31 protein-coding genes and 5 tRNA genes are annotated in these 22,678 nt (G+C 62.9%); 33 read left to right on the top strand and 3 right to left on the bottom strand.

Annotated features, from left to right (window positions below):
- Positions 1-15: 15 nt before the first annotated feature.
- The 27 genes from NMK44_RS21575 (at position 16) to NMK44_RS21445 (ending at position 16,549) form a co-directional block, all read left to right on the top strand.
- Positions 16-405 (top strand): hypothetical protein, encoded by a 390-nt coding sequence (locus NMK44_RS21575; RefSeq protein WP_254745537.1) that lies wholly within the window; start codon positions 16-18, stop codon positions 403-405.
- A 76-nt stretch (positions 406-481) separates the two neighbouring features.
- Positions 482-1,519, top strand: coding sequence for a hypothetical protein (locus tag NMK44_RS21570; RefSeq protein ID WP_254745535.1), 1,038 nt, complete (start codon positions 482-484; stop codon positions 1,517-1,519).
- A 24-nt stretch (positions 1,520-1,543) separates the two neighbouring features.
- Positions 1,544-2,911 carry a DnaB-like helicase C-terminal domain-containing protein gene (locus NMK44_RS21565; protein ID WP_254745533.1) on the top strand — a complete coding sequence of 456 codons (1,368 nt, stop codon included), beginning with the start codon at positions 1,544-1,546 and terminating at the stop codon, positions 2,909-2,911.
- Positions 2,912-3,114: 203 nt separating this feature from the next.
- Positions 3,115-3,456, top strand: a complete 342-nt coding sequence (locus NMK44_RS21560; RefSeq protein WP_254745531.1) for a hypothetical protein — start codon at positions 3,115-3,117, stop codon at positions 3,454-3,456.
- Positions 3,457-3,750: 294 nt separating this feature from the next.
- Positions 3,751-4,224, top strand: a complete 474-nt coding sequence (locus tag NMK44_RS21555; RefSeq protein ID WP_254745529.1) for a hypothetical protein — start codon at positions 3,751-3,753, stop codon at positions 4,222-4,224.
- Positions 4,225-4,606: 382 nt separating this feature from the next.
- On the top strand, positions 4,607-5,797 hold the full coding sequence (locus tag NMK44_RS21550) for a hypothetical protein (RefSeq protein WP_254745527.1): 1,191 nt from the start codon (positions 4,607-4,609) through the stop codon (positions 5,795-5,797).
- 155 nt (positions 5,798-5,952) lie between these two features.
- A complete protein-coding gene (locus NMK44_RS21545; RefSeq protein ID WP_254745525.1) occupies positions 5,953-6,189 on the top strand; it encodes a hypothetical protein in 237 nt (78 codons plus the stop codon).
- Between the two features lie 209 nt (positions 6,190-6,398).
- Positions 6,399-6,472 (top strand) — tRNA-Trp (locus tag NMK44_RS21540).
- 40 nt (positions 6,473-6,512) lie between these two features.
- Positions 6,513-6,586 (top strand) — tRNA-Pro (locus NMK44_RS21535).
- 39 nt (positions 6,587-6,625) lie between these two features.
- Positions 6,626-6,752 (top strand) — tRNA-OTHER (locus NMK44_RS21530).
- A gap of 7 nt (positions 6,753-6,759) precedes the next feature.
- Positions 6,760-6,831 (top strand) — tRNA-Arg (locus tag NMK44_RS21525).
- A gap of 138 nt (positions 6,832-6,969) precedes the next feature.
- A tRNA-Lys gene (locus tag NMK44_RS21520) sits at positions 6,970-7,042 on the top strand.
- Between the two features lies 1 nt (position 7,043).
- Positions 7,044-7,361 carry a hypothetical protein gene (locus NMK44_RS21515; RefSeq protein ID WP_254745524.1) on the top strand — a complete coding sequence of 106 codons (318 nt, stop codon included), beginning with the start codon at positions 7,044-7,046 and terminating at the stop codon, positions 7,359-7,361.
- Positions 7,362-7,369: 8 nt separating this feature from the next.
- Positions 7,370-7,744 (top strand): hypothetical protein, encoded by a 375-nt coding sequence (locus tag NMK44_RS21510; protein WP_254745522.1) that lies wholly within the window; start codon positions 7,370-7,372, stop codon positions 7,742-7,744.
- Between the two features lie 260 nt (positions 7,745-8,004).
- Entirely contained in the window at positions 8,005-8,295 is a 291-nt protein-coding gene (locus NMK44_RS21505; RefSeq protein WP_254745520.1) for a hypothetical protein, read from the top strand.
- Between the two features lie 305 nt (positions 8,296-8,600).
- Entirely contained in the window at positions 8,601-9,083 is a 483-nt protein-coding gene (locus tag NMK44_RS21500; protein WP_254745518.1) for a deoxycytidylate deaminase, read from the top strand.
- Positions 9,084-9,465: 382 nt separating this feature from the next.
- Positions 9,466-10,017, top strand: a complete 552-nt coding sequence (locus NMK44_RS21495) for a hypothetical protein (protein ID WP_254745516.1) — start codon at positions 9,466-9,468, stop codon at positions 10,015-10,017.
- A 2-nt stretch (positions 10,018-10,019) separates the two neighbouring features.
- Positions 10,020-10,382: a beta barrel domain-containing protein gene (locus NMK44_RS21490; protein WP_254745514.1), complete on the top strand. Its 363-nt coding sequence runs from the start codon at positions 10,020-10,022 to the stop codon at positions 10,380-10,382.
- A gap of 60 nt (positions 10,383-10,442) precedes the next feature.
- The gene (locus NMK44_RS21485; protein ID WP_254745512.1) at positions 10,443-10,661 is read left to right on the top strand and encodes a hypothetical protein; all 219 of its coding nucleotides are present in this window, start codon (positions 10,443-10,445) and stop codon (positions 10,659-10,661) included.
- A gap of 726 nt (positions 10,662-11,387) precedes the next feature.
- Positions 11,388-11,780: a hypothetical protein gene (locus NMK44_RS21480; protein WP_254745510.1), complete on the top strand. Its 393-nt coding sequence runs from the start codon at positions 11,388-11,390 to the stop codon at positions 11,778-11,780.
- A gap of 18 nt (positions 11,781-11,798) precedes the next feature.
- A complete protein-coding gene (locus NMK44_RS21475) occupies positions 11,799-12,194 on the top strand; it encodes a hypothetical protein (protein ID WP_254745508.1) in 396 nt (131 codons plus the stop codon).
- A 711-nt stretch (positions 12,195-12,905) separates the two neighbouring features.
- The gene (locus NMK44_RS21470) at positions 12,906-13,127 is read left to right on the top strand and encodes a hypothetical protein (RefSeq protein ID WP_254745506.1); all 222 of its coding nucleotides are present in this window, start codon (positions 12,906-12,908) and stop codon (positions 13,125-13,127) included.
- A 277-nt stretch (positions 13,128-13,404) separates the two neighbouring features.
- The gene (locus tag NMK44_RS21465) at positions 13,405-13,716 is read left to right on the top strand and encodes a hypothetical protein (RefSeq protein ID WP_254745504.1); all 312 of its coding nucleotides are present in this window, start codon (positions 13,405-13,407) and stop codon (positions 13,714-13,716) included.
- A complete protein-coding gene (locus NMK44_RS21460; protein ID WP_254745502.1) occupies positions 13,713-14,195 on the top strand; it encodes a hypothetical protein in 483 nt (160 codons plus the stop codon). The genes NMK44_RS21465 and NMK44_RS21460 overlap by 4 nt, the downstream gene beginning before the upstream one ends.
- Positions 14,196-14,236: 41 nt before the next feature.
- Positions 14,237-14,389, top strand: a complete 153-nt coding sequence (locus NMK44_RS21455; protein ID WP_254745500.1) for a hypothetical protein — start codon at positions 14,237-14,239, stop codon at positions 14,387-14,389.
- Entirely contained in the window at positions 14,386-14,604 is a 219-nt protein-coding gene (locus tag NMK44_RS21450) for a hypothetical protein (RefSeq protein WP_254745498.1), read from the top strand. Before NMK44_RS21455 ends, NMK44_RS21450 begins: the two co-directional genes overlap by 4 nt.
- Before the next feature lie 1,123 nt (positions 14,605-15,727).
- Positions 15,728-16,549 carry a hypothetical protein gene (locus tag NMK44_RS21445; protein ID WP_254745496.1) on the top strand — a complete coding sequence of 274 codons (822 nt, stop codon included), beginning with the start codon at positions 15,728-15,730 and terminating at the stop codon, positions 16,547-16,549.
- A 132-nt stretch (positions 16,550-16,681) separates the two neighbouring features.
- Here NMK44_RS21445 and NMK44_RS21440 read toward each other — a convergent pair whose 3' ends face one another.
- Both NMK44_RS21440 and NMK44_RS21435 read right to left on the bottom strand, forming a co-directional pair.
- Positions 16,682-16,846, bottom strand: coding sequence for a hypothetical protein (locus NMK44_RS21440; RefSeq protein ID WP_254745494.1), 165 nt, complete (start codon positions 16,844-16,846; stop codon positions 16,682-16,684).
- A gap of 55 nt (positions 16,847-16,901) precedes the next feature.
- Positions 16,902-17,264 carry a hypothetical protein gene (locus NMK44_RS21435; protein ID WP_254745493.1) on the bottom strand — a complete coding sequence of 121 codons (363 nt, stop codon included), beginning with the start codon at positions 17,262-17,264 and terminating at the stop codon, positions 16,902-16,904.
- A gap of 155 nt (positions 17,265-17,419) precedes the next feature.
- Between NMK44_RS21435 and NMK44_RS21430 the strand changes: the two genes are divergently transcribed.
- The 3 genes from NMK44_RS21430 (at position 17,420) to NMK44_RS21420 (ending at position 19,628) form a co-directional block, all read left to right on the top strand.
- Positions 17,420-18,052: a hypothetical protein gene (locus tag NMK44_RS21430; RefSeq protein ID WP_254745492.1), complete on the top strand. Its 633-nt coding sequence runs from the start codon at positions 17,420-17,422 to the stop codon at positions 18,050-18,052.
- A gap of 160 nt (positions 18,053-18,212) precedes the next feature.
- Complete coding sequence (locus tag NMK44_RS21425) at positions 18,213-19,319, top strand: hypothetical protein (protein WP_254745491.1); 1,107 nt, start codon at positions 18,213-18,215, stop codon at positions 19,317-19,319.
- Positions 19,320-19,379: 60 nt separating this feature from the next.
- Complete coding sequence (locus tag NMK44_RS21420) at positions 19,380-19,628, top strand: hypothetical protein (RefSeq protein ID WP_254745490.1); 249 nt, start codon at positions 19,380-19,382, stop codon at positions 19,626-19,628.
- Positions 19,629-19,685: 57 nt separating this feature from the next.
- Here the strand turns inward: NMK44_RS21420 and NMK44_RS21415 are convergent, their stop codons facing one another.
- On the bottom strand, positions 19,686-20,363 hold the full coding sequence (locus tag NMK44_RS21415) for a hypothetical protein (RefSeq protein WP_254745489.1): 678 nt from the start codon (positions 20,361-20,363) through the stop codon (positions 19,686-19,688).
- 429 nt (positions 20,364-20,792) lie between these two features.
- On the opposite strand from NMK44_RS21415, the gene NMK44_RS21410 reads away from it, so the two are divergent.
- The 3 genes from NMK44_RS21410 (at position 20,793) to NMK44_RS21400 (ending at position 22,413) form a co-directional block, all read left to right on the top strand.
- On the top strand, positions 20,793-21,494 hold the full coding sequence (locus NMK44_RS21410; RefSeq protein WP_254745488.1) for a TerD family protein: 702 nt from the start codon (positions 20,793-20,795) through the stop codon (positions 21,492-21,494).
- Between the two features lie 18 nt (positions 21,495-21,512).
- Positions 21,513-21,734 carry a hypothetical protein gene (locus tag NMK44_RS21405; RefSeq protein ID WP_254745487.1) on the top strand — a complete coding sequence of 74 codons (222 nt, stop codon included), beginning with the start codon at positions 21,513-21,515 and terminating at the stop codon, positions 21,732-21,734.
- A 97-nt stretch (positions 21,735-21,831) separates the two neighbouring features.
- The gene (locus NMK44_RS21400; protein ID WP_254745486.1) at positions 21,832-22,413 is read left to right on the top strand and encodes a hypothetical protein; all 582 of its coding nucleotides are present in this window, start codon (positions 21,832-21,834) and stop codon (positions 22,411-22,413) included.
- Positions 22,414-22,678: the final 265 nt, after the last annotated feature.

The raw sequence follows: 22,678 nt of genomic DNA, 5'->3' as shown, positions 1-22,678 counted from the left end.
CGGAAAGGGGACGTTATGGGTGGGTATCTGGGAAACACGATCAATGTCGAACAGATGGACGGGTTTGCTCGCAGCGGCAAGGCCACGCAGGTTGCGGACTGGGTGATCGTGCTCAACCTGACTCCACAGGCACATGTCCTCTACATGCGGATGGGTCGACTGGCTTCACTCGAGGACGACAAGGGCGTCCGGGTCACGCTGACGAAGCAGCAAGCCGATGAGCTCGCAGGTGGGGACGGTGAAGCCGCGCTCAAGGAGCTGCTGAAGGTGGGCGCCGTTTCGAAGGTTGCCGCATACAAGACGGGCAAGGTCCGGTTTGAGATCGAGATCTACCCGCCCGAGGTTCGCGCCCTGATGGGCGACTATCGTCGCGCCCACGGCCTGCCGGTCGTCACGTTCGGCTAACGCCCAGGCAAAAGAAAAGGGGCCCCGTGGCAGCGGGACCCCTCAGACAAGCCAACACAGAGGATGATACAGAGCCATGGGCGACAGGCCAACTTTTAGTATTGCGGACGACTACGTAGCGATGATGGAGCTGAAACCTGCCGCGCGTACCGTTTACGCAATCCTGAGGTGCAACACCGAGTTCGGCCGCAACGGCGTGCCGACCCATGCAGTGCATGTGACCAGCCTCTGGTTCAGCGAGATGACAGCCCATTGGGAGAAGCCGGTGACTCCGCCGACGGCTCGCCGGGGCCTCAATGAGTTGATCGACAAGGGCGTCCTGGTCCGGCTCAACGAGCCGCAGGACGGGTCCGGGTTTGTGGTCGCCTTCGTGACCGACCCTGGGCCGCAGTACAAGGGTCCGGTCAATGGCTTCGAGCACGCGAAGCGCGTATCTAAGAGGTGTGGGACCAAGGCGCTGTACGAGCGCCGGGACGAACGCCCCAGCACCCCCGCCATTACGGGCGTGAGGGTCGGAGCGCAGCGCGGCCCGGCGAACCCGCCAAAGACGAATCCGGAGCCACCCGTCTGGGAGGAGCCGGGCCGGGAAGAGTTCGAGCCTTTCGGTGAGCCCGAGGCCGACCTGAAGGGGGGTGCCGAAGGACCCGAGGGCTCCCCAGTCAAGACCGGGGAGCCCGAGTTCAACGTCCGGCAGGAGGAGCTGGCCCGTCTGCTGGTCCAGAAGTGTCACGGAAAGGGGGTGAACGGACGAGGGCTTCTCGAGGGAGAAGCCCGGCGCGTTGCCGTCTCCTACGCCGGAAGATTGGACCAGGGCTGGAGTCCCGAGCAGATTGCAAGCAAGCTGGCTTCTCTGGTGTCGAGCAAAATTCACAGTACGGAGGCATTTCTCAAGACGAAAGCCTCCGACTTCGGTACCCCCCCGTCGGGTCCACGCAGCGATGGGGTCGTGGAGATCAATGGTCAGCCTGTTGACCTGAGCTCGTATCAACTCTGGGGTCCCGGTGAGTCCTCACAGAAAAAGCCTGAGATCGATTTCGGCCCTGCCTCTAGCGATGACGAGGCAAAGCGGGACCGCCTCAAGCAACTGGGCCGAAAGGTTCGCCGGAGTCTCTGAACTCCTTCGGAAAGGTGAAGAAAAATGAGCAACGTGACGGACTTCCCCGGTGGCTACATGGCACTGGTGGACGAGGCGACCGAAGGTGTAGTTCTCAGCGCGCTCCTGAATGGTGAAGGCCACCCTCTGGACTGCCGTGAGGAAATCGTCGAAGTTATCGGCTCCTCCGGGCCCAAGGTTTTCACGATTGGGGCCAACCAGGTTATCTACGAAGCAGTCATTGCCTGCTTGGTGGCCGGGACTTCGACATCTCCGCCAGGGGTTACTGCGGCCCTACGGAAGACCGGTGGACTCACCCACATCCTGGCGGATCGGATTGGGGAGCTGGCGTCCCAGTCGAGCGGAGCCGTGGAGGCGGTCAATGGGGCCCGCGTGCTTCGCGACCTGCATCGCAGGCGGACGATTTCGCAGGCGATGGATGACGGAGCCAGCTTGGTCCGCTCCGGCAAAGAGGAGTGCGACGTTGCCATTGCGGATGCCTTCGGCCGCGTCGCCGCGGCAGTGGAGGCGGGTGAGGCGCCGAACTCCCGATACGAGAGGGACCGTCTGGTAGAGGAGGGCCTCGGCGTCATCCTTGGTCTGAGGCAGCGGGAGCCGGGCCTGTTGTTTGGGCTGCCCGACATCGACGAACGCACCACCGGAATGCACTCTGGTGACCTGACGGCCATTGGCGCCCGTTCGGGTGACGGCAAGACCATTATTGGGCAGAACATTGCCCGCTACGCAGGAAAGAAGCAGGACACCCCGACGGTCTTCTTCTCGCTTGAGATGGCCCCAGGCAAGCTGCTCCAGAGGTGCGCCTCAGCCGAACTCGCCATCCCTCATGACGAAATTCGCAGCAACAATCTCTCGATCGGGCAGCGAGAGAGGATCGCCAAGTTTGCCGAGGAGGAGTCTGAGAACCGGAACTATCGTATTGAGTACGTTCCGGGTGCGACGGCAGGGGAAATCTACCTGTTGGCGCGAAAGGCGGTTCGGGACATGGGGGCCAAGCTCTTCGTCATCGACTACGCCCAGTGCGTTCAGACGGATCGCCCTATCGAGAACATGAACGAGCGGATGTCGGAGACGGTGTCCAGGATCAGCGATATTCCGCTCAAGTTGGGGGCTCACGTCATTCTCCTGAGTCAGCTCAAGAAGCCGATCCAGGGCCAGGAAGATAGGGCTCCTGGTGTGAACGACCTGCTCTACGGAACGAAGATTGAGAATGTCGCCTCGACAATCCTGTTGCTACAGCGGCATCTCTTCGAGGGGAAGCCGGGTTCCGAGGCATCCGTTCATACGGTGAAAAACCGGAACGGAACCCTGGGGGAAAACGCTTTGATCTTCGACGGGGAGAGGATGCGATACCTCCCGGCGAGCGCCCGGATGACGGGTGGCCCGTCCTGGTGAGTGAAGAAATCGAAACGGAAAGGGAAGGAAGGGTGAAGCAGAAAGATGAGTACTTCCTGCGCTACTGTTCGGGGATGTCCCGAACGTAGACCCGGGGGGCGGACGTGATACAGGGTGAGTATCTGAGTGCCGACAACCTGGGCCCACTGGGGCGACTCGTGGAGCCAGCGGAGCTGTTGATCCTGGAGCCTCACGATGAGGGGGTGGTCCGCTCGGAGCGCGAGTGGGTCAATGCCCGCTACACGGAAGCCGACAGGAAGGCGGAAGCCGCACGCAATCGGCTGGAAACCGCCCACCTGGGCAGCAAGCGGCAAACGATTCGCGAGCGGTTCGAGGACTGGACCGTCGAGGCCGTGAAGCTCGAGCTTTGCGACCGTTATCTTCGCGCCGTGGCAGGTCAGCTATCGATGGATCGTCAGCAGGCGATCCAGCCTCCACGGGACTTCGAGTGGCGCAATCAGACACCAGTACTAGACGTTGTTCAACGGGTGATTACTGCGTCCGATGATGAGATAGTCAGGGGGGTCGTCTTTCGGGCGAAGTGAGCCCAGGCGATGCAGGGTCGACCTGTGTCTGCTACGGCAGGCGGGGGTTGACCCTGCACGCGTCCCTGGCGGGGCGCCGGGTACTGAGGTTACTCAGGATGGGGGTTTGATATGTCCTATTCCGGCACGCGAGTCACGCCCTGCCGGGAGAGTCATGCGAATGGCCCAGGCCATGTAGTACCCTGACTGGAGCGCGAGTTGGTGGCCGCGCTGCTTCGGAAAGGGTGAAGAATGAAGATCATTACTGGCCCGATCTCCCTGGCCAGACCAGGGTGGGGGCTGCCAGAGGGTAGTGTGACAGCACTCGTTGCCGATGGTTCGGGTGGTCACCCCGACGTGTTGGCGGCGCAGGTGATCTGCGGCGCGGCGGTCTCGGGAGCCCGAGTCCTGATGCTGTTGCCGCAGGCGCGGGATGACGACGAGGTGTGGCGGAGGATGATCACGCTGCTGGCCGACGGAGACCCTAGGTCGGCAGCGCGAGCCCTGGGCCACCTGCCCATCTCGCTCCACACCTCGGGGACCGGCTGGGACAGAGTCCGAGGGGCTGAGCTGATTTACACCCCCGGCGTTCAGATTCGTGAACTGCGCCGGTTGAGGGATCAGACGAACGCCCCAATTCTCGTCACCAACAAAGGGATTGACAGGCAATCGGTGAATTGTTCGATCGAGATACTGCGCGTGAGTGACGACGCCGTCCTGCTCGATTCGGAGGGCGTGAAAGTTTCGGTCGTGTACGACCCGAGCGGCCCCATCTACCGCCCGGCATGATGGATAACGCGACGCCCCGCCATGCGGGGTGCTGATGCCCGGCGGGGAGTGAGGGATACGGATGGCCCACGGGTCAGGGATGGCGAACGTGCTTGCGGCATTTTCGCGACGAGGGTCCAACGTACGGTCGCATGGGGGCTACTGCACGACTCTCTGCCCTGCGCACGACGACCGGACCGCGTCGCTGTCCTTCAGTCAGGGAGAGAAGGGGGCGCGCCTGAAGTGTCATGCAGGGTGCGCAACTGAGGACATCATTGCCGAGCTGGGGCTCAAGTGGGCTGACGTCTTCGACAACGAGACACAGTCCGGGACTAGTGGGCGGCCAGCCGCCGATCTGTGGATGCCGTGTCAGAAGATCCACGGATGCGGTGGCCACAAGGCGATGGAGTACAGGTATGTCGATGAGGACGGCAAGCTGCTGTACGTGGTGGCGCGCTGTTCACGGAAGGGTGAGGGCTGCCAGGCCCCGTTCGCGCAGTGGTATCCGGACCCGTCAAAACGGTACGGAAAGAGCTGGGGTCTGCCGAGCGGTATCCGCCGAGTCCTGTATGACTTGCCGAAGGTTCTGCGGGCCGCCGCTGACGGTCGCCGCATCTGGCTGATGGAGGGCGAGAAGGACGCCGACCGGATGGCGCTGGACTTTCCGGACGAGGTGGCGACCACCGCACTCTCGGGAGCGGGCAAGAGCAAGTGGCGTCTCGAGTACACCCGTTTTTTCGCGGGTGCTTCCGAGGTCATCATTGTCGCTGACTGCGACAAGGCCGGTCTTCAGTATGCGGAAGAAGTCCACAATCACGTCAGCAAGGTGGTTAACCGGGTCCGAGTGGTGTGTACCCCGCTGATGGAGGACGGGGCGGACTTTTCGGATCACCGCAACTATGGGTACGGGCTGGACGAGTTTGAGATCGTGCCCTTCGAGCGGGCCACGGCACGGCCCCGGATGGTGATCGAGGTCCAGGAGCACCACAAGGAGAAGCCCATCCCCTTCAAGGGCTTCAGCCAGGAGAGCCTGGAGAGGTCCATCCTCGGGTCAATGCTGCGGTGCGGCATGGCCTTCGGTCTGTGTGAAGTCGACGTCAGCTCCAGCCCGCAGCTGAGGATCGCGGTGGGCGCCGTAAGCCGGATGGATGCCCGGGGCGGTGTCGTCACCCCCGAGACGGTGGCGGCGGAGATCGAAGCGGAAGGTCAGGGATCTTACAGTCAGATCCTTGCCTACCTCTGCGAGATCGAGCGCGTCGCCTTTGATGATACGAGCAAGCCGGTCAAGGCTGCCCATATCCTTCGTGAGCGGAGTATACGCAAGGGGATCGCCCTCTCCTGTCGGACGGTCGAAGAGGCTGCACAGGATGAGCGCTGGCCCGTTGGCGATGTTCTCGCGCATATGGGCCGCCTCGCCGAGCGTCATGTCGATGAATACGCCGACCTCGGGCGCGAGTACAGCGAGCCGAAGAGCGAGGTCTTCACGGGCGACGTGGCGGAAGAGGTGGTGCGCGAGGAGGGCATGGGCGCGAACGTGAGGACCCTGCGTCCGGCGAGCACCTCCGGGCGGCAGTCGGTGGCGCAGGGCGGGTAATGCTCACGGGCCCTGGGTCGACGCGGGGGAGAGATCAACTCTCCCCCGCGTTTCTGTGTCGGCATCTTCAGGGGCTGACATGGCCTAGGCCATCTGCTATCCTCGAATCAAATGGATCCGCACTTCGCGCGGATCTCGAAGGAGGAGGTAGTCGCGTGGCGAAGCCTGAATGTGACTCCGTCCGGGATTCCTGGTGGGAGGACCGAATCGAGTCGGCCCCCAGTCTCAAAGGGAAGGTCTATCTACTCAGGGACAAGGTGCTCGCCGACATCGCGCGCCTTCCGGAGGGGGCACAGGAGGGGGCTCTGGATTTCGCGCGGACAGCCCTTCAGGACCTTCTCTGTGAGATCGAGATCCGCAGGCGGGAAGAGCGGTGGACGGTGTCGCAGTAGACGAGAGGTGATCATATGTGCGATTGGTGCAGCCAGCAGTCGAGAGGGCCGGACGATCCCCCGCCGGACACTCCGGAGAATCCAGAGAACGAGGACTGAGCGAAACGGTTCGATGCAATCTCAGGACGTAAATCCGCTATGAAATACCAGAGTTCTGTTGTAGAGTGGGAGCATCGATCGACGGATCAATACCTTCCGTCGATCGGCCTAGGGGTGTAGCTCAGACGGTCAGAGCGCCGGTCTCCAAAACCGGATGCCGCAGGTTCGAATCCTGCCTCCCCTGCTGATCTCCAGGGTGCTTCCCCCGTCATCCTGGAGATCTCCGGAATGTGGCGCAGCTTGGTAGCGCACTCGCTTTGGGAGCGAGGGGTCGCAGGTTCGAATCCTGTCATTCCGACTGGCTCGCGCAAGCCTGATTGAGGAACAATTCAATAGCTCTTCTGTAGTCCAGTGGCCCAAGACGACGCGATCGAGGGGATCGAGACCCCGGGAGTGAAGGCTCCGAACCGCTTCGACGGAGTGGCCCCGACGCGTTAACGCGGGTTCAAATCCCGTCAGAAGAGAATCAAAGCCCTTGTAGCTCAGAGGATAGAGCACTGCCCTCCTAAGGCGGACGCACAGGTTCGAATCCTGTCAGGGGTACGACGGTGCGCAGCCTGGACTAAAAATCCACGGCCTGCACATGGGGAGCGAGATGCCATCGGGAGGTCACCCCGGCATTGAGCGCCTCAGACCCCCGAAAGCGAATGACCTTTCGCTTTCGGGGGTTCCGGCTGAAGCGCGCCCGTAGCTCAGTTGGTAGAGCTGCCGACTTTTAATCGGCTGGTCGTAGGTTCGAGTCCTGCCGGGCGCACGTGAATCTCGAAGACGTGGGCGAGTGTTCCTGCTCGTCGAAGAATCCGATGGATTACGACGGCCCCGATCAGGATTGCCCAAGTCATGGCAATCCGTTGATTCTTGGGTACTGTCCGCTGGGTCAGTACGCGGCGTGGCGCGCCGAGAACGCTCGTCTGCGTGCCGAGCTCAAGGAGAACGAGCGTGTCATGCGGGTCCTTAGGCGTCAGCGGAATGAAGCCGAGGCTGTTGTCGGTCGTGTTCGCGAGTGGGTGCGCGTTGCGCCACACGGTATCGCTGCCACGGCCATCGCTCGAATTGTCAATGTTGAAAGTTGAGGAAAGGCATGCCCTCATGGGGAGATGGCTACGCAAGCAGCAGATGGACACATCGCCATCCTGATAACGTCATCACTCACGGATCAACCGAGCCGATCCTGAGTGTGCTCGATTTTCGTGGCTTCGAGTTACGCGATCTCTTCCTTATCGGGATGAACGATAATTGCGGAACTCTCATCTTGCCTACGGAGGAAAGGGCTCAGGAGGCTGCACGAGCCCTGCGTCCTGGCTACACGGTGAATGTCGAAAAAGCCAGGCGAGGTGATGATTGGTGGGCTACCTACGACAGGGCGGAGATCGACGGTGCTGTGGGGTCGCACTTCATCACTGACCTAGAGCTCAAGGATGGAACGATCGTAATTCAGGACGGCCGTTGGATCTAATTGGTTATCGAATTTCTACGCTGAGATAATGTTAAGTGGCGAACAGGGGATCGCCGATGATCGTTAGATATCTGAGCGCTGGAAACACCCTCGAAGAGAGCAATGCCTGCAGGGTTAATTCACTGGGTGTTGTTATCGAGGTGGACGACGACGGCGACTCCGTCAACGATAGCGAGTACCTCATTCCTTGGGGCCGAGTCGTTGATGTTTTCTCTAACGGCCTCGGTTCCTTTTCCAGTATCCCCACGTAGGAGTTCAAGATGCAGAATGGCGGCCAGCAGAATCGCGCCGAGCATGGACTGACGACAGTTCAGGGTTCGATCGAATTTCGTGATCTGGTCATGGCCTGGGATCGTGATGGCTGTTTCGCGTATGTACGCGAGCATGGATTGATCACCCCCGTGTACCGGGTTGTGGCTTCTTTCGATAAGATCACAGCTGATGATCTGTTTCGATCCGAGCATCCGCCGGTCTACATGGAGGACATCGTCACGGCACTGGTCGAAGCCGGTGATGACGCGCCAAAGCTGGATCTCTTCACTCTCTTGTAGTCCATTCACCCCCACCCCGACAAGGCGCAGATAGATTCAGAGGGCCCCGATTTAACGATCGGGGCCCTGCTGTAACCAACGAAAGGAAAGAACGTGGGACAGTACGACGGCGGGCAGTCGCCTGTGGATAGCTCCGGCTGGAGTCGGCCAACCAGCGGCAAGAACGGTGAACCATGCCAGAATCCGGCACCGATGGAACGTGACGAGAACACGGGGACAATGAAGCGAGCCGTCACGCCGGATCCTTACACAAATAGCGACGGCCACACGCTGCGCAACTTCGGCCACGGAGGCAACTGCTCGCGGTGACGGAGGAGTCGAGGCATAAGCGGCGCCCCGATTGGGACACCTGGGCTATAGGCATCGCCGAGGCCGTTTCCAAGCGGGGCGACTGCACCAGGCGCCAGGTCGGAGCCGTCCTGCTCGACGAGAATCACCGAGTTATCGGTTGCGGCTACAACGGCGGTCCGAGCGGCGGCGCCAGCTGTCTTGAAGGCGCGTGCCCCAGAGGTCTCCATCACCTCAGTGGGGACAGCTGCGCTTGCGGAGGGGTCTGGCCTTGCATGCAGGCCGCTCCCCCGGGCTCGTCTTACGACACATCGCCGGGTGGTCAATGCATCGCGATTCACGCCGAGGTCAACGCATTGCTCGATGTCTCGGATCGCCGACGCCTCGAGGGCTCGACCCTGTACATCACGACGGACCCATGTCTCGGCTGTCAAAAGATCATCGGCAATACGGGCGTCGCACGAGTTGTGTGGCCCGGCGGAGAATGGCGCAAGCCGTAATCGCAACGACCAGAAATAGTGTGTCAGAGCGCTCTGGTCGAGTTGTCCTCCACCGGAAGGCACGGCATGAATGATCACTGACCACTGGTTTCACGAAGGCGCCACCAGGTCGGACGGCTACTGGATCTGTGACCGCTGCGGCCAGCATCGGGGTGACCACCTTCAAGCCGAAGGAGACTGGCGGCTGCCGTTGCACGCGGTCACCCCGATGCAGATCAGGCCGAACCACTGCAAAACCTGTGGCAGGCACCGCCGTCACACCACGCACACTCCGTGGCTGTGGGAGCAGCTGACGCCCCCGTGAGAGCACTCCGCCGTGGATGTCACGGCACAAACGCCAATCACCTTGCGGAACTTGGCCAAGCATTAATAGAATGTTGGCATGCAACGCGATGACGAACCGACCATCCTCGCCTCCATCGCCGCCGCGAGCGCGCGCGTGAGGAAGGCTGAGAGCGAGAAGAGGGCCGTCGATTCAGCCGCCCGAGAGGCGAAAGAGCGGGCAAGAAGGGACCGTGATCGCGAGAGGCGCGTCCTCGTCGACCGCGTCATCACGGCCACCCAGAACGCCGTCTCCCAGAAGCTCATCGCCGACCAGGCGGGCCGCACCCGCGAGTGGGTGCGGTTGATGAATCTCTGTGCCGTGGATCCGGGCAGCGTCACCGCTACGGTCTGCGTGTCACTGGATGGATCGGTCCAGGACTGGAGAACTGTCGCTGAGGGGTCGTGGATTGACGTGGCCCGAAAGAAGGGCCTTGAACCCCTGTCTATTGATTCCTTCAAGCCGAAAGACAATCAGGTTGCGCAGGTGCTGGTGCACGACCGGCAGTGGACGCTCCTCCTCGACGGTGACACCGTTCGCGTCGCCGTCGATAACGACCACTACCCCGACCCGGCCTTCGGTGCCGACTACAAACACGAGAAGGAGAGTTGATTATGCGCACTGACTGGCTTGTCGGCGTCAAAGTCGGTGACCCTTTGATCTTGGTGTCCGGGAACCGGTATCGCGGCGACGAGCCCGTGACCGTGTCGCGCGTCGGCCGCCAGTACCTCTACGTCGCAGCCAACGGGCGGGAGAAGCGGGAGCGGTTCGACCGTAAAACGGGCATCGAGAACAGCAATACCGGCGTCCGGGAACGGCTGTGCACGCCGGAGCAGTATGAGGAGATGGACCAGCGGTCGGCGCTCCTGGCGAACCTACGAGACGCGGGGATCGACGTCCGGCATGAAGCGCGCTCGGGCATGACCACTGAGACCCTCAAGGCGCTGCTCGCTGTCATGCAGGCGAAGTCGAGCTGACGCCCTCCCCCGCTCACCGCGCATGGTCCGCCGCACCACCAACACGCAGAGGAGATCGCAATGAGTCGAGCCCTGGGCCGCATCCGCCGCGAGGCAATGGAGCAGTACGGAGACGCCCCCGCCACCCCGACCGAGGCGCTGGACCACGTGCTGCGCGTCTATGTCGACGAGCCCGACAGCCGCATGGTCCTGGAGGCCACCAATGGCATCTACGGCGACGGTGTCCGCACCGGCCTCACGCTGGGCGACCTCCGCGCCGTCCGCGCCGCCCTGACCTGACCGGCCTGAAGGCCGCCCGGGTGCACGGCAGAACCGTGCACCCCACGAGGCCGTCAGTCCATCCCGGCACGGCCCCTGCGGCTGGACCCCCGCCCCGCTGGGTCCGTGACGGAGGCGACTGGCGCGCCGAGTAGAGCCCGCAGCACGGGTGGTCGCTCGAGCGGTGAAAATGCCTGGATCAAGCGTGAGGGATTGTATGTCCTTAAATGAATGGGACCGTGTTCGTCCGCGCGGAGTCGCTGCGATGACTCAACAGCAACGGGAGGCGCTGGTCGACCGCTCTGAATACCACGCCCCCGGAGGCGTCCCCGAGCATTACGGCGAGCGCTTCCTTGCCATCTGCCGCCTTTGCGGGCGGGAGGTCACAGTTACGCTGACCAGCCTGCGTACCAACGACCAGGACCGCCAGCAACTGGGGGGTGACGGCACTGCTCGGCGCGGCCGGTGCTTCCACCCTCGGAATATGAAGCCGCCTCGGCCGCCTGTCGAGCGGCGACCCAACCCTGCCGAGCTACTCAGCGGGGAGGACGCCAGGGCGGTGCTCGCTGCCCTCGGGCCTCAGCCTGCTGATGCTGATCCTGCCCTCCGGCAGGCGTATAGAAGGCTTCGCCGTCTCGCAAAGGGGGATTGAAGATGACCGTGGTTGCCGCTTTTCCTGCGCCATCCGCACTGCTCACTCCGGATGGGGATGCAAGGCCCGTCGAGAAGGCCGCTGTTGACGGCATCGTGGACGGTTTCGAGCCCGAGACGTTCCTGTGGATCAACTTTCATCGGCCCGACGGCGGGGTGCGCGTCTGGTATGCGTGGACCGACGGTGGCACCGTACTCGGTGACCGGATCGACGGTCTCGCGCTTGCCACCGGGCTGGACTTTGCCGACTGGCTGCACATCGGCGACCGCTACTGCGAGCACTCCACCCGGGGCCGTATCGCCATCCAGGCATACGCGCTCCGCCCGATCCTCGCCGACGTCCAGAACGGTGTACGCGGACCCGAAGACCGCCGCGACGGACTGCGGCGCGTCATCGCCTGCGCAGCCGCCAAGACCGGCCAGACTCCGCGCCCCGGCGTACCCCGCTGGCTCGGCGTCGGCCCCACCCTGCTTAACCGCAAGCACTGATTTCCGAGGAGGACCGAAATGGCTGATTCATGCATCTGGAACGTGCAGAGGTGGGACCAGACGCTGGGCGTCTACCTCAATCTCCTTGCCGCCAAGGAGCACGGCAATCATGTCATTGGCGATTACTACCGCTCCTACATGGACGGCCACCGGGTTCCCGCCAGCCACCGGGTCGTCGACTGGCGCGCGCATTGTTGCGGCCATCTATTGGGCCCTGGAGCCTTCAATCACACCGCCTATCCGGATGTGCATGCCGAAGGATGTCGGTATCAAAGTCGAGCCCCAGAGCCGCTGGTTCTCCGTCCCTTCTGGACTGCCAGCGGCGCGAAGGTTAGTACCGGTCACGTCAGTACCAACTGGGAAATTTATCAAGCAGTGGCACGCGATACGTTCGACCCCGGTTCCTATTATTAGGAAGCAAGGATGCCGTTATGACTTTCTCCGACCATGACCATCGCGCCATGCAGGCTCTCAGTGAAGCAGGGGCTCAGTGCGGTACGTGCGGCGACGAGCCTGGAGATCGCTCCTGTTCCGAGTGTGAACGCTGCTATCGACGGTATGTGACGGCGCTTCGCGGGGCCGGTTGGGCTCCGCGTGCTGAAGTCCTCCAGGGGGAGGCCGCTAGGCTGACGATCCGCGATGCTGCACCGCTCTGGGATTCGATCAACAACGTGCTGCTGGCGTACGGGCACTACAGTCCACGGAGTACCCGGAGACCGAAAAGATCTTCACGATGGTCCATCGGTGCTTGTGCAGCCGGGCCGACCTCGGGTCGGGCTCCTCGTCGTCGAATGAAGGTTCCTCTTTCGGGATGGCCTAGGCCGTGTTAGGGTGGAGTATCAACCACCGTGCAGCCGGGGCGGCTTCAGGGGGGCGAAGAAATGAATCGAGCCCGATGAGGCAGATCGGCGAGGGGGCCCATAAATGACGGAATACGTTCACCGCAGGGTTCCCGAGCGGACCGCGCTGATCGTGGCCGAGTTTCTCCATCCGGTGACAGATGCCCCGATGGTGACTTGGTATCAGGTCAGCACCCTCCGGGGCGAGGATGCTGACTTCTACTCGTCCAGCAAAAAAGAATTCCGGAGCTGGTTCCGAATCCTCCGTGATTAAGGAGATTGTGGAATGCACTGCATTGACTGCAACAAGTCGCCCAACGAAATTCCGGAATATATCGAAGGTGCCCGGATCGAGGGCGTCTCTCCTGAAGAGTTCGTTGCAGCCGACGAGGGAACCTACAACCGGAAAAACGGGCACTTCCTCTGCACTGACGACTACATCGCCAGGGAGGCGAAGTCGGGTCGTCGGCTCGTCGGATTGAATGGGGCGCAGTGGACCGCTCCGTAGATCGCACTATCCATGCGGTCGGTCTGCACCGGGATGAATGACTCGATAGTGCTCATCCAGGGCGGCCCGGCCGCCCTGGATGTGAGCTCCGCAGTTCACCTCGCCGCAGCTCCAGGAGGAAGGCTCTCCGTTCGCGGCCAGCAGCTCGCCTGCGCTGACCCGCTCGTACCGGTATCCCGAGCGGGTCACACCCCAGCGCTGTTCCCTGCCTGTCGTCATGATGGCGAGACTAGAGGGCCTGGTGCCAGGGTGAGCGTCCTTCGGGAGAAGAGGAATCATGTGCAGCGACGGCCCCTCCGGCTCTGCCGAGTATCTCTACGGCATTGAATCCGGATATTTCGACAGTCATGACGTCTGGCAGTCAGCCCAGGTCGTGTCATTTCGGATCACCAAGAAGACGCCGAAGCGGATCTACTACCTTCGCCTTGCATGTGGACCCCACGAAGAGATCGGGTACGTGAACCGCCGGAAGCTCGAAGCCGACGGCGAGATTCGCTGCCGATCCCGGTGCTCAGGGGAGCCCGACTCCCGGCTCTACCTCGCGCCGCCGACCATCAACCAGACCCCACCCGACGGAGATCGGTCATGAGCGCGCCTCCAGGATCCCGCATCGTTGCGGTTCGCAACTCGGATGACGCCACGGTTTATGTCTATGGACGAGGCGTCTACGCTGGACACTTCCCCCGCCCCGGCTCCGGTAACTGGACTCCGGCTGACTATGAACGGGCCCAGAACGCAATCCTCGCCAACGAGTCCCGCATGGATGACTCCTGGCTGTCGGCCCACTGGGACAAGCGGGTGTCCGAGGGTAAGGCAACGCGCGAAGAGGCTGACATCCGTGTCATGGAAGGCTTGGCCAGTCTGGCTCGCGAACACGCCAAGCCTCTGGAGCAGCGCGCCCGCGAACTGCTTGCCCAGATGGACCTCAACCCTCGGCTGGATCTGGACAATGGGTCCACGGTCTGGGGGTGTCAGTGCTGGTGGATGCCCGAGGGAATGTTCGCTGAGTTCACGGGAGGCCGCACGGTCGTCGAGGTTGCGCCTCCGCAGGAAGAGGGGGGCTCGTGAAGCTGATATGTCCGGGGTGTCACAAGGAACGCAGCGCTCGGATGTACCTGTGCGCGGATTGCTGGTGGCTGCTCAAGCCGTGGGTCCGTCGGGCCCTCGTGAAGCGCGACAATCTGGTCTCTGCTCGCCTGGTCCTGCTTCGCAGACAGCTCGCCAGCGGCATTCCGGTGGAAGAAGTGGAGATCTCGGCATGACGATGTGCACCTGGGCCTGTGACTGCAGTGTGGACCGTCCAGCACGCAAAACGGTGCCCGCCGATCCTGACGACATCCCCATCGAGATCACCAACCTGACGTACACCGCACCTGGTCCCGTCATGTCCCAGAATCAGGTTGCTGAAGTGCTGGCCCACTACTGGCCTGCGATTGAAAGGTGCATCCGGCAGCGGATTGCCGAGGAGGGTCAGTGACTGGAGACTCGAGATTGAAGTACTTGAAACTCCTCAATCAGGATCGAATCTGGCGAGACTCTGAAGGCGTGGAGCATCGGATCGAGGAGATGGATCCAAAGTATTGTCGCCGAGTGGTGAGGCTATTGCATCGCAATCGTGAGCGACTCGTCACGTTGATCCGGGTGGAAATCCTTCAAGTGCAATACCCGCCCACGCTCACTCCGGAACCTGAAGAAATTCGGGTTCTTGCCCGCAATGAGGTCAAGGAGTTGAGTCGCGGATCCCTTGGGTGGATTCACGAAAAACCCCTAGTGAAAGCGCTGGAGCGGCGGGGATGGCCGGGCAGGGGGAGTTCAAAAACGGAAAGGTAATTGAAATGAAACGTCCCGCTAACTCGAAGGTCCGTCACGGCATGGCTTCATGCGGTTTCTATGGGTGCACCAGGGATGAGTGCCGAGACGCCGCTGCGCGCGCCCGTGCAGCAAACCGCGCCGATAGAGAGAGGGGTATTACGCGCATAGGACAGTCCGCGGAGCTTGCTTCCGAGCATGGCAAGAAATTGATTGCTGCCGGTATGGGAGTATTGGATATTGCACGAAAGGCCGGACTCCATCGAGACACTGTCTCGCTGGTCATCTCTGGGCCAGACAGAACGTTCCACCTGGATACATTGGAAGCGATCCTTGGGCTACCCGTGCCGTCCGATGACTACGAGTCAGAGCTCCGGGTGCGAATAGATGCAACGGGGGCCCGGCGACGATTGCAGGCCCTCGCTACTCGCGGCTTTCCGCTTCGTCCGCTGGCGCCCGAGATCGGCACCAGTAAGGAGACTCTCGCGGACCTGCGATCTGGCCTACGCAGGAACGTGAGCGTTGCGATAGACCGCGCGATCACCCGCGCATATAACCGCCTGTGGGACGCCGATCCTGGAGACTTGAGCATTTCCGCGAGGAGTGCACGAGATGCCAGGGAGCACGCAGAAAGACAGAGCTGGGCACCTCCAGCCGCCTGGGATGACGATGAAATTCGCGATCCCAAAGCACGACCCCGAGGGTGCCGAATCAGGGAGGGTGAGAGGTTTTATGGCTGAAGTGGCCCTATCGCCTCTCCCCGCATATCGACGGAAAGGCAGGGGGGACGGGTGACCGTTCAGACGGAAAAGATGACCACGCAGGAGCTCAACGACCTGCTGCACGCACATTACATTCGGCCCGCCGATCGCGTTGATCTGGCGGGCGCCGGGGCCGTATACCTCACCGAGGTCACAGCCCCAGGCTCCACTCGCCGGGCTGACGCCGTGCACATTGGTCTGTGGCACTCGCGGGGCGCCGGGCGGATAGATGTGTGCGAGCTCAAGACCTCGCGGGCCGACTTCCGGCGGGAGTTGGACAACCCGGCGAAGGCGGAGGCATGGTGGCCGTACTCCACGACCTTCTCCATCGTCGCCCCCACGGCCGACGTGGCGCCGCCCGAGGAGCTTCCGCCCGGCTGGGGCCTGATGGTGCCCGGCTCTCGCGGCAGGCGCTTCAAGACCCTCGTCAAGCCGGAGGAGCGCGAGCCCAAGCTGACCATCGGATTGCTGCTCACTCTGCTCAAGAACACGGAGACGACTCGGACTAACGCGCTGCGGCAGCAGCGGAACGTTCTGAACGAACAGTTCCGGGAGCAGGCGAAGCGTGAGCGCAAGAGCCTAGGCTCCCTCTCCCCAGGGGAGCGCCGTCGGCTGGAGCGTCTCGATGAGCTGGAGCAGGCGCTCGGGATGGAGCTGGATGCCATCCCTTGGCGCGATCAGATTACCCCTCAGGTGGCCGCCGAGGGCCTGCGGACCTTCATGCAGGGGCAGGCCGCCATGGATAAGGTGCACCGCAAAGCAGAGATCGCCATGCAGTCTCTGGAGCGAGTAGCCCAGACTGCCGCCGACCTGGCGAAAGAGATCAAGAAGACGATGGACGTTCAGGGTTGAGCGAGAAGCGTGCGATCGTGGGCCGCAAAGAGAGATGGAGAGGCATGTGTCGGATTCGGTGAAGTGCAGCATCTACGCGAGCGCCTCTCGCAGAGAGGGTGCGATCCGCTGATGTCGGCGTGGCGCTGGGGGTCACGTGCGCGACACCTCGCTCACGAAAACCTCGATGCCGGTCTCCTCCTGCCAGTCCCGTACCGGCTCGCGCACGCGCGCGGCGAGCTGCTCGACGGCCTGGTCCTCGTCGTCAGTCTCGCCGGGGGTGGTCGGGTGCACCTCGAACTTGTAATGGCTGCTCATGCCTCCACCCCTGTCGCCCGCCGGGTCTTGTCGTGATGGCGGTCACGCCTGTTCTCTATCGACCCGTGGGCCGGAGGTTGATCAAACGGGACCACTCGCCCGCCTGTTCGCTGGCCACCGTGCGGTCAGCGTAGTCGTACCTGCCGTTGCGGCCGTCGTTCCAGACCTCCACCGCGCAGCGGACCTCGCTCGTGCGGGGGTCCCGGAAGCGGGTTACGGACACCTCCTGCTGACGGCCGCCGCCTCGGTTGCGCTCGCCGCCGGTGAGGGACGAGAGGATCCGGCCGTTGCAGATCGCGTCCTCAATCTCGCACAGGTACGTCTCGTCCTCCACGTCGCACGCCTCGTTGTAGCCGTACGGGGAGAGGATGCGCGTGGGCGGTAGGGGTGGAGTGGTGGTGTCGGTGGTGTCGCTCATTGGTGAGCCCCCCTCAGATTTTGAATGTCACGATAGCGGAGGTTATCGGAGGTGTCGGCTCCCTGCTACGTTCTTCCGCAGCCGCCCGGAAGCCCCGGGCAGCGAACACAACGCGAGGCCGGAAGCCCCGGCCCCGAAACAGAAGGGTGATCCCTGTGGGATTCATCGAGAGCTGCGCCCGGCCCGTCAACGTCCGCCTTCTGAGTGAGGACGAGACCGAGGCCCTGACGGCCGACGACGAGGTGCTCGTCCCCTCGTCGGATTTCCAGCCCCACACCGGCCTCCTGGAGCGAGCCCGGATCGCCAAGGAGCGCGGCGGGAGGGATAAGGTCCGTGTCCTCTCCGTCTACGGCTCCGAGTACTCGGTGAGCACCGTCTATGTGCCGTCCGAGGGCGGCGAGGAGAAGTGGCTGCTCAAGGACTCTGGAACGCGCATCTCCACAGCGCTGTTCATCCCCGACCTCGACGAGCCCGAGGCGATCGAGAGGCTACGCAAGGCGCTGCGATCGGAGTTCGGGGGCGGCGTCGTCGAGGTCTGGAACATGCGTTCCGGCCCGGTGCGCGACGTCCGTTGGGACGTCTACGAGATTCGCCACGACCTGGTCCCGGTCGGCCCGAAGCCCCAGCGCGGCAAGGCCCAGACGGAGTGGCGGGAGGTCGAGCGCCGCCTGATCGCGAGCGGCGTCCGCGATGGCCACGAGCGGTACTTCATGGGCAAGGAACAGATGGGCTGGAGCCTGTGCATCGAGATGCACAATCCTGAGATCACCAGGGTCGACACCATCTGACGCGGTCAAGAACAGAGTCCAACCGAGGCTTACATTCACATAGATTGTGCACAACTTGTCACGCTCCGTAAGGATTCAAATCCTTCTTGGAGCATTCATGTTGAGTCGAGTGAAAGGCGTCAAAATGCCTTCGTACCTACCCCTTGAAGACATCCGTTCCATGCCCTACTCCGACCTTGAGCGGTGGTGGGAGGTCGATTTCGATGTCCTCGCCGCGACCGCCGTTGCGGAGGCCACCGGTCGGGTACATCCGACGGTGGTTGAGGCTCTGCAGAGTGAGGACTGGCTGGAGCAGTGGGCGGACGCCCTCTACGCCGCCTCCGGTGAGCTGGCTTCGAGCGTGGAGCGGATGGCATTCCTGCGGGACAGGCGGCTCAAAAACACCCAGAAGAAATCTGGCCAAGTGGTTCAACGCATGGGCCGCGTCAACGGCATGGTGGAAACCCACGTGCGCGAGCAGGGCTGGAAGATGCTCCCCGCCCACCACAAGAACGCTCGCTCGGTTTGCCTGGCGATGCTGGCACGGCATCACCACGAGGAGGCACAGACACTCGCAGCTGAAGAGGTCGCTCGCAATGGTCTCGAGCCCCAGCATCCCTTCTATGGCTTCCACTACGCGGACCGGTTCGATGCGATGGAGGACGCCGTCCGGAGAGGGTTACTCCAGACACCTGTCACCCCCGAGGTGGAGGCTCTCCTGGGCAAGCCTCCGCATGCGCTCACCGCAATCGTCGCCAAGGACGTCACGAGTCAGGGGGATCGCTGCGTCGAACTGAGACACCCGCTGCTGCTGCGTCACTGGCTGCAGGCCCTGGAGCACCTGCGTGACCGACACTGTGAGCTCGCCGGACTCGAGCCGGTCTTCAGCGTGGGGCTCCCGAAGCTGAACATGCGGGATCTCGACCGTATGGCTCATCAAGAGGCCCGCCAGTTGATCAACCGGCGGCGTTTCGTCCGGGCTGTGGCTCAGCGACACAGGGAGCAACTGATGCATGCCCGAGAGGTGGTCCGAGCCGTTGCTGTTCGTCGTGAGGAGATTGAGCGGCCCTGGCGAGAGGCGAGGGGGGCTTCCCGTGCGGGACTGGTCCGTCGGCATCCTGAGCAGTTCCGCGCCCTCATGAAAGCGTTCGAACCCTTCTGTGTGCCGGGGTCGACGGATATTCCCCGAGAGCTGCTGAAGCAGGGAGGCTTGGTCCCGCATCACCTCGTCCCCGCCCTGAAGAAGGCGCTCGCCGATGGCACGTGGCGCCGCCTCCTGAACGAGTAGACGGCGTGACGTCGATATGCCGTCCAGACCGGGATCGAGCAGAGTATGGAGTGATGCAGAGTGGGCTCCGAGTACGCCGACGACGATCAAGCCCTGATCGAAGCGCTCCGCAGGCAGCCGCGCCCAGCCCTGCCGGGCACGATCGAAGCGATGCGTGAGTTGATTGAGGAGCTCATGACCCCGGGCCTGATCCAGAGGGGACTCTCCGCTCCGGAGGCCCGCGTGGAGGCAACCCGAATGCTGGCCGGGCTCGAGCAGAAGGCTCGCACGCAGGAGCGCCAGTCGGGCCAGGACGGCCCTGGCGTGTAGACGCCCCTCGCAAATATCCACACCCCCGCTGATTCTTGCCAGCGGGGGTATTCTCTTCTACTTTGCGCGGACCTGCTCAAGCTGTTGCTCCAGCTCAGGCAGCGCCTTGTATTTGCGGTCCAGCCAGCTGCGCAGTTCCGGGTGTCCGGGTTCGGCGTCCAGCCACCGCTCGTAGAGACGGATCCGCTCACTCAGGATCCGCTTGCGCTCAGCCGCCTCCTTGACCGGGTCCTTCAGGTTCTTGGTCACCCAGTTCAGCTCGGTGCGCAGCCTCTTCGATTCCTTGGGGACGAAGGCGGGCGTGGCGGCGGTGGTCTTCAGGGCGGCGAGCTTGCCCGTGCTGTGCTCCATGGGGAGGCCCGGGGTGGCCTTCGGTTCAGAGCTGGGGCGCTCATGACCCTGGCCTTGCGGGCCGGTGCGTGGCGCCGTCACGGCACCTCGTGATGCCGTGCTGCGGTTCGACCTGAATGCAGAGTCCTGTCGCCTGGCGTAAGCAGGCTGGAAGCCCCCCAGGAAAATCGACAACGGGTTCTCATTTCCCATGCCGAGCACAGATGCGATTCCCAGCCGTTTGAGCGACTCGGTAATGGCCCTGGCCTCGGTGATCCCGATGGGGACCCCGTTGCGGTCCGACAGTGCGGCCACATGTGTTGAGGTGATTGGCCGATTGGTCGCCGTGGCCCACGCCAGGAGCGCCAGGACGGTTACGTCTTCCTGGTCAAGCTGGTCGATCACGGTCGGTGACGGAGCAATGCCAGCCCATGACGGCTTCCCGTTCAAACTCTTCCCCTTTCCTCGTCCCCGGAGTGCGGGGAGGCAGCCATGATAGCGCCGCCAACCCTCGTTCGTCACTCTCGGTTCACCTGTGCGGCGCGATTTGGGGGCGGCGGAAAACCCGGCGTTGGTTCCCTCAAGTTCCGGTTGGTCAAAGCCAGTTGAACCGGATAGACTGGCCTAGGCCGGACGGAAAGGCTGGCCAAGAAAGCTACGGAAAGAGGGAAACGTGCTTCTCGAATCCGGGATCTGGGGCAACACTGGAAACAGTGGCTCCGGTGACGATGGCGAGGTTGGCATTCCAGCCGGGAATCGGGGCCAGGGCTCCGGCAATGCGGGCAAGAACATCAAGGACTGGCGTGCAGGACGAGGTGCGATTTGACGACTGACATGTTCAAGAACCCCGGTGCCCCTACGGCTCCGATTCCGGATTCAGATCTGGCTCCAGCCGGTCTGCCATTCCTTGGTGACGACCAGTCCCTGGACGTGGAGGGCGTGATCAGCATTGGCGCCTCCTGGGACGCCTCGAGCCGGGGGCGGGGTGGAGTCTTCGGAAAGCTCTCACGCAAGGCCGGGTCTGACCTTGACGCAGTTGCCGTGCTATTTCAGGACGAAGAGCCGGTGACGCTGTGCGCGGGCTTCGACGGCAACCTGATGAACCCGCTGCATCACCGTCCGGGAGACGGCGCCATCACTCACTCCGGGGACAACCGGACCGGCGAGGGTGACGGTGACGACGAGGTGATCAGCATCCACCTCGCCACGATTCCGGGAGAGTTCCACAAGATCGTCGTGATGGTCTCCGCCTTCAAGGCGGGCAACAAGGCCATGGGTGACAAGGGGTTCCAGGGCGCGAACAACGTCCTCTTCACCATCTACGACGGCACGGGTGCGTCGGCCGACCCCGCGTTCTGTGTCCGCCCCTCCCTGGTCGGCACCGAGAACTGCGTCATCGTCGCGGTGCTCAACCGCATCAACGACGAGGCAGGACGGCCGACCGTCAGGTGGAAGCTGGAGAAGCGGAAGGTTCGGGTCAACGTCCGGCACGGAGACCAGATGGACCTGATCCGTAAGGCCGCCGCCGCGAACTGACGAGCTGAAGGAAGAGCCATGCCGGAAAAGGTGCAGCTACTCTCCCCGGAGGGACGCAGAGTCAAGGCGATTCAGGCATTGGCCGAAGTACCACCCCTGGCCGCCGAATTTCTGCGGGAATGCAATCCCGTCTGGCGACTGATTCTGCGGGATCTGGTCCAGGATGATGCAACGGAAGACGCAATCCTTCGCGTGATGCAGGCCGACTGGACGATCGATCGGTCGGCGGCAAATCGATAGAGCATCCCCAAGGAGCCCGCCCCGCCACGGGGCGGGCTCCTTGCCGTGTCCGCAATTACGCTGTCACCTTGAAGGCGATCTCAATACGGGAGGGCCAATGGCCAACGGATACGACACTCATAGCCTCGCAGCGACCGGTCTCGATGAGGCATCCAGCTCCGACGGTATGCCCATGATGGCCGTGCGGGACAAGCGGTACACGCGCAGCGGGATCGGCTTCCGCAGTCAGGCCCGCGAAGCGACCGCGCTTGACCCGGAGCTGATCGGAGAGACTCCTCCCCCGATCATGTACCCCGATGGCTACCTGGGCGGTACAGCGGCCCGCAGGCGGGGTCGGGTCGATGAGTCCAAGCTGCCCTGGGAGACGGCCCAGGAGGCCACAGCGCCGCAGATCAGGCCCCGCGAGGCGCTGCCTCCCTGGCTCGCAGACAAAGAGGGCGACGAGGACGAGGAGCGGGAGTCGGAGCGGCCCGATATGAAGGAAGCCCCCCTCGACGCCAAGCAGCGGGGCGATCTTGATGCCAAGGACTTCGCCCTGCCGGGGAGGAAGTATCCGATCGACACTCCCGAGCGCGCTCGCTCCGCACTCGCCCGCGTGAAGCAGTTCGGCTCCCCAGAGGAGCAGAAGAAGGTGAAGGCTGCGGTGGCGCGCAAGTACCCCGACATGAAGGTTGATTGATTCGCAAACGGGGAGAGACCCGCACCCCTATGGCCGCATGGAGTCGGCCACCCCATGGAATGCGGGTCAGGAACCCCAGGGAAATCGTAAGTCAAGAACCCCTATGGGGCCAGGGCGGGACTTCTGCGAACTGAGATGCCTTGAGGCTGCTGGCGCGGCACTAACGGACGGCCTGGGGTCACTCCCCCGCCCCTCCGAGCCAAGTGAGTATCTGATAGATGTCATGCAGCATCAGGGCACCCTGTATGCCGACATAGAGGGCGAC

Source organism: Streptomyces cucumeris (genome assembly GCF_024295805.1).
Taxonomy (GTDB): domain Bacteria; phylum Actinomycetota; class Actinomycetes; order Streptomycetales; family Streptomycetaceae; genus Streptomyces; species Streptomyces cucumeris.
The sequence above is the reverse complement of the archived record's forward strand: the minus strand, read 5'-3'. Positions and strand labels throughout refer to the sequence as shown.